Source organism: Mycobacterium sp. 852002-53434_SCH5985345 (assembly GCF_001667155.1).
Lineage (GTDB): Bacteria > Actinomycetota > Actinomycetes > Mycobacteriales > Mycobacteriaceae > Mycobacterium.
On sequence record NZ_LZIE01000050.1, the window covers coordinates 1 to 7,081 of the forward strand.

2 protein-coding genes and 2 pseudogenes are annotated in these 7,081 nt (G+C 70.4%); 1 reads left to right on the forward strand and 3 read right to left on the reverse strand.

Annotation, left to right across the window (positions count from 1 at the left end):
• Positions 1 to 154 (forward strand): annotated as a pseudogene (locus A5756_RS26225) (hypothetical protein); the annotation flags it as partial.
• Between the two features lie 244 nt (positions 155 to 398).
• On the opposite strand, the gene A5756_RS11075 reads toward A5756_RS26225, so the two are convergent.
• The 3 genes and pseudogenes from A5756_RS11075 to A5756_RS26230 form a co-directional block, all read right to left on the reverse strand.
• Positions 399 to 3,050, reverse strand: coding sequence for a circularly permuted type 2 ATP-grasp protein (locus A5756_RS11075; protein WP_066952068.1), 2,652 nt, complete (start codon positions 3,048 to 3,050; stop codon positions 399 to 401).
• Positions 3,050 to 6,361 (reverse strand): DUF2126 domain-containing protein, encoded by a 3,312-nt coding sequence (locus A5756_RS11080; RefSeq protein ID WP_066952070.1) that lies wholly within the window; start codon positions 6,359 to 6,361, stop codon positions 3,050 to 3,052. Before A5756_RS11080 ends, A5756_RS11075 begins: the two co-directional genes overlap by 1 nt.
• Before the next feature lie 100 nt (positions 6,362 to 6,461).
• Positions 6,462 to 7,081: pseudogene (locus tag A5756_RS26230) on the reverse strand (hypothetical protein); the annotation flags it as partial.

Below are 7,081 nucleotides of genomic sequence, written 5' to 3' on the forward strand. Positions count from 1 at the left end.
GCTCGCCGAAAAAGGCTGGACCACCCGCACCAACGCCCGCGGCGAAACCGAATGGCTACCACCACCACACCTCGACCACGGACAACCCCGCACCAACACCTACCACCACCCCGAAAGAATCCTCCGCGACGGTGACGACGACGAACCCGATTGACGCAACGTGTATTTGCGACGCTAGGCCCGATGGCGGTGACCCGCTTCGCCCGGCTTCGCCGCGCTCGCGATCACCGCTAGGCCCGATGGCGGTGACCCGCTTCGCCCGGCTTCGCCGCGCTCGCGATCACCGCTAGGCCCGATGGCGGTGACCCGCTTCGCCCGGCTTCGCCGCGCTCGCGATCACCGCTAGCCCCGATGGCGGTGACCCGCTTCGCCCGGCTTCGCCGCGCTCGCGATCACCGCTAGGCCGGCATCACCCGGCGCACGTCGGGGCCCCACAGCGGCTGCATGCCGCCGGGCAGCGCCAACTGCGTGGTGGTGATGACCTCGGCCAGCTCGCGCAACCCGGCGTGCACCGAACCGAGCAGGTCGGCCAGCGCGGCCCGCTGCCCGTCGGCGCTGACGACTTCCAGCTCGGCGGGATGCGAGCGGCGCAGCAGGGTGGCGATCTCGTCCACCAGCCGTTCCGGGCGCGACGACCCCGACGCCCCGGGCAGGTCCTTGAGGTTGGCCCGCAGCCGCTCCACTTGATACAGCAGCGACCGCGGGTTCTGCGCGTCGAACAGCATCAGCTCGGCCACGGCGGCGACGCTGACCTGGCCCACGGTGCGGCGCCGGTAGATGACCGAGGACTCGCACGCCACCAGCGTGGCCTCGATGATGGTCTGTTCGGCCGCGGGCGCGCGGACGGCGGTCAAGGTGGCCCGCAGCAGCGCGGTCAGCCAGAGGCCGCGTTCGATGCGCTTGCCGATGTCCATCATCGTCCAGCCCACGTCGCGCACCATCGACTCACCGGCGACCCCCGACAGGGTGAGCATCCCGGACAGCGTCTGCACCTGGGCCGACGCGAGTAGCGCGTCGGCCTCGGCGAGGGAATCCGGCGGCTCCCGCCGCTGAGCCAGCGCGCGCTCCACCCCGGCCAGCACTATCCAGGTGTCGTTGGACATCTGGTCGCGCACCGCCCTGGCGGCCAGCGCCAACCCTTCCACCGACTGCACCAGCGACCCGGACCGCTCGGGATCCACGGTCAGGGACCACAGCGTCGAGGGGGCGACGGCGATCATCTCGGCCCCGTCGCTGGCACGGTCGTCGTCGGCCCCGGTGATCCGGCCCAGCGCGGCCATCAGCACCGGCACGCATTCGCTCTCTTCGGTGTGCTGCTGATGCCGGTAGACATGGAACCTGTCCCGGGCGACGAGCAGCAGGCGCGCCATGCTCTCCGCGCGCTCGCCGTAGCGGCCGATCCAGAACAGGTCGGACAGCACACGCGGCGAGCTGACACCCCAGGTGCCCGCCGCGGTCTTCGCCGGCGACACGGGCGACGGCAGGGTCACCGTCTCGGCCCGCGCACGCTCCGTCGGGCGCACCCAAACATCCTTCGAGGCAACGGTTTGCAACGTGTACGCGGCCGGCCCGGGCGCCAGCACGTAGCCGACGCCGCCGATCATCGGGGCGTACCCGCTGCGCTGGGCCACGTTGAACAACCGGATGCCGACGCCGGCCGAGGACAACACCCCGGCATGGTCGGTGGGCGCCGACGAGAACTGCGGCAGTTCCTGGCCGATCCACTGCCAGGGCATCTTTTCGATCGCGGCCGCCAACTGTGCCAGCTGCAATGACGAAAGGGTCGGGCCGACAAGGGTTTTACCGCCGACGGTCGATTTCACCAGGAGCGAGGACAGATTGGCCAGCAGGTGTGAGCATTCGCTCGCGATGCCGCCCCAGTAGACCGGCGCGGACTGCAGCAGCGGCGCTTCGGAGAGGAGGCGCTCGGACAGCTCGGGCAAAAACCGAAGCAGCCCAGGGTTTTCCAGGATGCCACTGCCCAGCGTGTTGACGACGGTCACCGTCCCGCGGTGCGACGCCTCCACCAGACCGACGACGCCGAGCCGGGAGTCGGCCCGCAGATCGAGCGGGTCGGCGTATTCGGCGTCGACCCGGCGCAGGACCACGTCCACCCGTTTCAAGGTGCCCAGCGAGCGCATCCACAACTTGCCGTCGCGTACCACTAAGTCCGCGCTCTCCACCAAGGGAAAGCCCAGCAGCGTCGCGAGATACGCCTGATCGAAAGCGGTTTCGGAGAAGATACCCGGGCTCAGGACCACGACCACCGGATCCTGCGCATCGTCGGGCGCGGCGTCGATGAGCGCCAGCCGCAACGCCTGGGCGAACGGTGTCGTCGGGCGCGGCGCGATCCGTTCATAGAGATCGGGCACGGAGTGCGCGACGACGCGCCGGTCGGCCAGCGCGTAGCCGGCGCCCGACGGCGCCTGCGTCCGGTCGGCGTTGACCTGGAAGGTGCCGTGCGGTAGCCGGCTGACGTCACAGGCGTGCAGGAAGAGCTGGTGATGCCCGGGCACTTCGATGCCGTTGGCCGCGCGCACGTAACCGGGATGGGCGAACAGCAGCTCCGGCGGCAGCAGCCCCTCGGTGAGCAGGCTGCGCGACCCGTACAGGTCGGCGAGCACGGCGTCGAGCAGCCGGGATCGCTGCACCAGCCCGGCCTCCAGCGCCTCCCACTCCGCGGCGGAGAGCACGAGCGGCAGCGTGTCCAGGATCCACGGCCGCGGCTCGAGGCCGTGTCCGGCGGGATCGACGTCGGTGTAGGTGATGCCGTCGCTGTCGATCAGGCCGCGCACCACCGAGCGCAGCCGGTCGAGCCCCGCCCGTCCGCGCTCCGCGATGGTGTCGGCCAGCTCCGTCCAGGCCGGCCGCACCTGTCCGTCCCGGTCAACGAATTCGTCGTAGCCGGCGGCCGGGCCATGCCGGAGATCGAAGAGCGCTTCCTGGGCGCGCGCGGCCCGGTACCCGGCCAGCAGGCGGTCGGCGTCGTAGCGGTCGGCCGGGGGCGCCGACCCCGTACCGATGCCGAATGTCATGTCCGCAAACGCCATTACCGCTGAACGGTACGCACGCGGCGCAGGTCGAGGATGCCCGGCGCGCCGATATCGGTGAAGATCCGGGCCTGTTTCTCCCGAATGTCGGACAGATCGAGCTTGCCGGGGGTGAAGCCGGTCGCCTCGAAGCGGCGGGCGCGCCGTGCCTCGGCCTCGACGGCGTTGACGGGCGGCTCGTCGTAGGCCCGCCCACCGGGGTGCGCGACGTGATACGTGCACCCGCCGCGCGACGTGCCCGTCGTCAGGTCGACCAGCTCGAACTGCAGCGGCACGTCTGTGCTGATGGTGGGGTGCAGCGCGCTCGGTGGCTGCCAGGCCTTGAACCGCACTCCGCCCACGTGGATGTCGGGGTTGTCGGTGGCCAGCAGCGGCACCGGGTAGCCGTTGACCGTCACCACGTAGCGGTGCCGGTCGGCGCCGATGATGCGGATCTGGATGCGCTCGACCGACGAGTCGACATAGCGGGCGGTGCCGGCCGCGGTGGCTTCCTCGCCGAGGGTGTTCCACGGTTCGATCGCCCCGCGCAACTCGATCTCCACCCCGTCGAACACCGCCGTGCCGATGCGGGGGAAGCGGAATTCGGTGAACGGGTCCAGCCAGCTGGTCTCGAACGCGATGCCGTGCGCGCGCAGGTCCGCGGCAACGTCGGCGATGTCGTGAATCAGGAAGTGCGGCAACAGGTATCGGCCGTGCAGGTTGGCGCCGTGGCGTATCAGCGGGGCGCGTAGCGGCTCGTCCCAGAACCACGCCACCAGCGAGCGCACCAGCAGCGACTGCACCATCGCCATGCGCAGATGCGGCGGCATCTCGAAACCGCGTAGTTCCAGCAGGCCGAGCCGGCCGCGGGCGCTGTCGGGGCTGTAGAGCTTGTCGATGCAGAACTCTGCGCGGTGGGTGTTGCCAGTGATGTCGGTCAGCAGGTGCCGCAGCGCGCGGTCGATCACCCAGGGCTTCGCCGCACCACCGGCCGACAGCCGGGCGATCTCGGCGAACGCGATCTCGAGTTCGTAGAGCGCCTCGGCGCGGCCCTCGTCGACCCGGGGGGCCTGCGACGTGGTGCCGACGAACCGGCCCGCGAACAAGTACGACAGCGACGGGTGCCGCTGCCAGTACGTCAGCAGCGATACCAACAGGTCCGGTCGCCGCAGCAGCGGCGAGTCGGCGGGCGTGACTCCGCCGAGGGTGATGTGGTTGCCGCCGCCGGTGCCGCCATGGGTGCCGTCCACGTCGAAGGACTCGGTGGACAGGCGCGCCAATCGGGCTTGCTCATAGAGGGTTTCGAGCTGCTGACTCTGCTCGGCGAAGCTCGCGGTGGGCGCGACGTTGACCTCGATGACGCCGGGGTCCGGGGTGATGGTCGTCGAGCGCAGCCGGGGGTCCGGCGGGGGTTCGTAGCCCTCGATCACGACCGGGCAGTCGACCTTGGCCGCCGCGGCCTCGACGCGTGCGACCAGGTCGACGAAGTGCTCCAGCGCCTCGGTGGGCGGCATGAAGAGGTAGAGCAGCCCATCGCGGATCTCGGCGACCATCGCGGTAGGCGGCGCGGTGTCGGAGTCCTCCACCACCGCGGTGCCCGACTGCGTCGACAGCTCGTCCCCGACGCCCAGGGGATCGGCATCGAACGACGGGCGCGGCGGCCGCCAGCTGATGGAATCCAGCGGCAGCCGCAGCCCCGCCGGAGAATCGCCGTGCAGCAACACGATTCGGCCGCGCCGCAGCCGCCAGTTGGCGCTGGCCCAGCCCTGACCATCGTCGCGGCGGTGCAGCGGCAACACGAAAGCCGCTGGGGCGGTGACGGATTCGTCGAGGCGGGCCAGCAGGGCGGCGCGGCCGGCGGGGGAGTCCGCGTCGAGGTCGTCGGCCGGGTCCACCGGGTCGCCCTCGGGTTGTCGCACCTTGGTCGCCAGCCGGTGCAGCGGGTCCTCGTAGGCGGCCCGCACTTGCGACGGCGGCAGCTCCAGGCCGTCGGCGATCGCGGCGAGCAGCCGGTGGCCCGCGTCGCTATCGGCCGGCGCCAAGTCGCCCAGCCACGGGTCGGCCAGCAGCGTGCCGTCGCTCCACAGCGGTCGCCCGTCGGTGCGCCAATACAACGCGATCTGCCAGCGCGGCAACGGTTCTCCCGGATACCACCGGCCCTGCCCGCGCTGCACCAACCCGCTCGGCGCCCACACCTCTCTGAGGCGCGCGGCCAGGTCGGAGGCGCGCTGCCGCTTGTGCGGGCCGTCGGCGGCCGTGGTCCATTCCTCGGCGACCTGATCGTCCACCGAAACGAATGTCGGCTCGCCCCCGATGGTCAGCCGCACGTCGGCGGCCGCCAACCGCTCGTCGACGCGCCGGCCGACCTCGCGGATCGTGTCCCACGCGTCGTCGGTGTAGGGCAGGGTGACGCGCGGGTCCTCGTGGACCCGGGTGACGGTGTTAGAGAACTCCAGCACCGATTCGCACGGTTCGGTGCCGCCGCTGATGGGCGCCGCCGACGCCGGCTGTGGGGTGGCCGCCAACGGGATGTGGCCCTCGCCGGCGAACAACCCCGACGTCGGGTCCAGCCCGATCCAGCCCGCACCGGGGATGTACACCTCAGTCCAGGCGTGCAGGTCGGTGAAGTCGGCGGCGGGGCCCGACGGCCCGTCGAGCGCCTCCACGTCGGAGGCCAGCTGCACCAGGTAGCCGGACACGAAACGGGCGGCCAGCCCAAGCTGGCGCAGGATCGATACCAGCAGCCACGCCGAATCGCGGCACGAGCCGACCCCGGTTCGCAGCGTGTGATCCGGTGTCTGCACGCCGGGTTCCATTCGGACGCTGTAGGCGACGTCGGCGTTGACGGCGCGGTTGAGCGCGACCAGCAGGTCGATGGTGCGGGTGCCGGCCGGCGCCGAGAAGTTGCGCACCCAGGCCCGCGTCAGCTCACCGGGCCCCGACCCGTCACCGTTTTCGTCGACCGGCCGCAGGTATGGCTCCAGGTCGTCGGCGAGCTCCTTCGGGTAGGTCAACCCATGCGCCGGCCACGTCTCGGCCCAGTCCTCGATGAAGAAGTCGAACGGGTTGATCACCTTGAGGTCCGCGATCAGCCCGACGGTGATGGTCAGCCGCTGGGTGGGATTCGGAAATACAAGGCGCGCAAGGAAATTGCCCACCGCGTCCTGTTGCCAGTTGATGAAGTGCTCGTCCGGCTCGATGCGCAGCGAGTAGGCCTCGACGGGCGTGCGGCAGTGGGGCGCGGGGCGCAGCCGCACGACGTGCGGATACACCCGGACCGGCCGGTCGAAGGTGTAGCTGGTGCGGTGCTCCAGCGCGACTTTGATGCTCATGACATGGTGATCTCATCACAAGCGGCACAACGCCGCAGCGCACCGCGGCTGCGGCTTACAACGCCGTAACTTCGGGCGCGGCCTCCGCTTGGATCGGCGGTTACGCCGGCGGCGGACCCGGGTGGTAACCCGGCTGCGGCACGGGGACCACCTGGCCGCCGCTCAGCCTGCGGTAGGCGTAGATGATCAGCAGCGACGCGACCGGGGCCGCCACCAACAGGCCGACACCGCACAACAGAAGCCCGACGATGGCGGACGCGAACACGATCAGCCACACCAGCAGCGCGTTGACGAAATTCGACCCGGCGAGCGAGAAGCTGGAAGTGAAGCCCTTGATCGCCGACTCCGAGCGATCGATCACGAACGCCACGGTGAACTGGGTGAATATGCCCAACACGAGACCCGGGATGAAGCAGAAAGCCGATGCGATCGAGGTGAGGACCTCGACGATCAGCACGGCCAGAAACACCATGCCGAGGTTGCGCGGCTTGAAGAACGAGCCGATGGTGACGGCGCGCCCGTCGGCCAGGTCAAGACAGCCGGACAGGAACGCCGACTGCGCGAATGCGCTCACCGCGTAGGCCACCAGGTAGCCGAGGACGAGCAGCCCGTACCCGGGGCCGGTCAGGTTGGTCGTGAAGGTGAAGTCGTAGTCGTCGGGAGTCGTTCCCGTGTTCATGTTCTGGCTCAGCGTGATCAGCGCGCCGGCCACCCCGATCA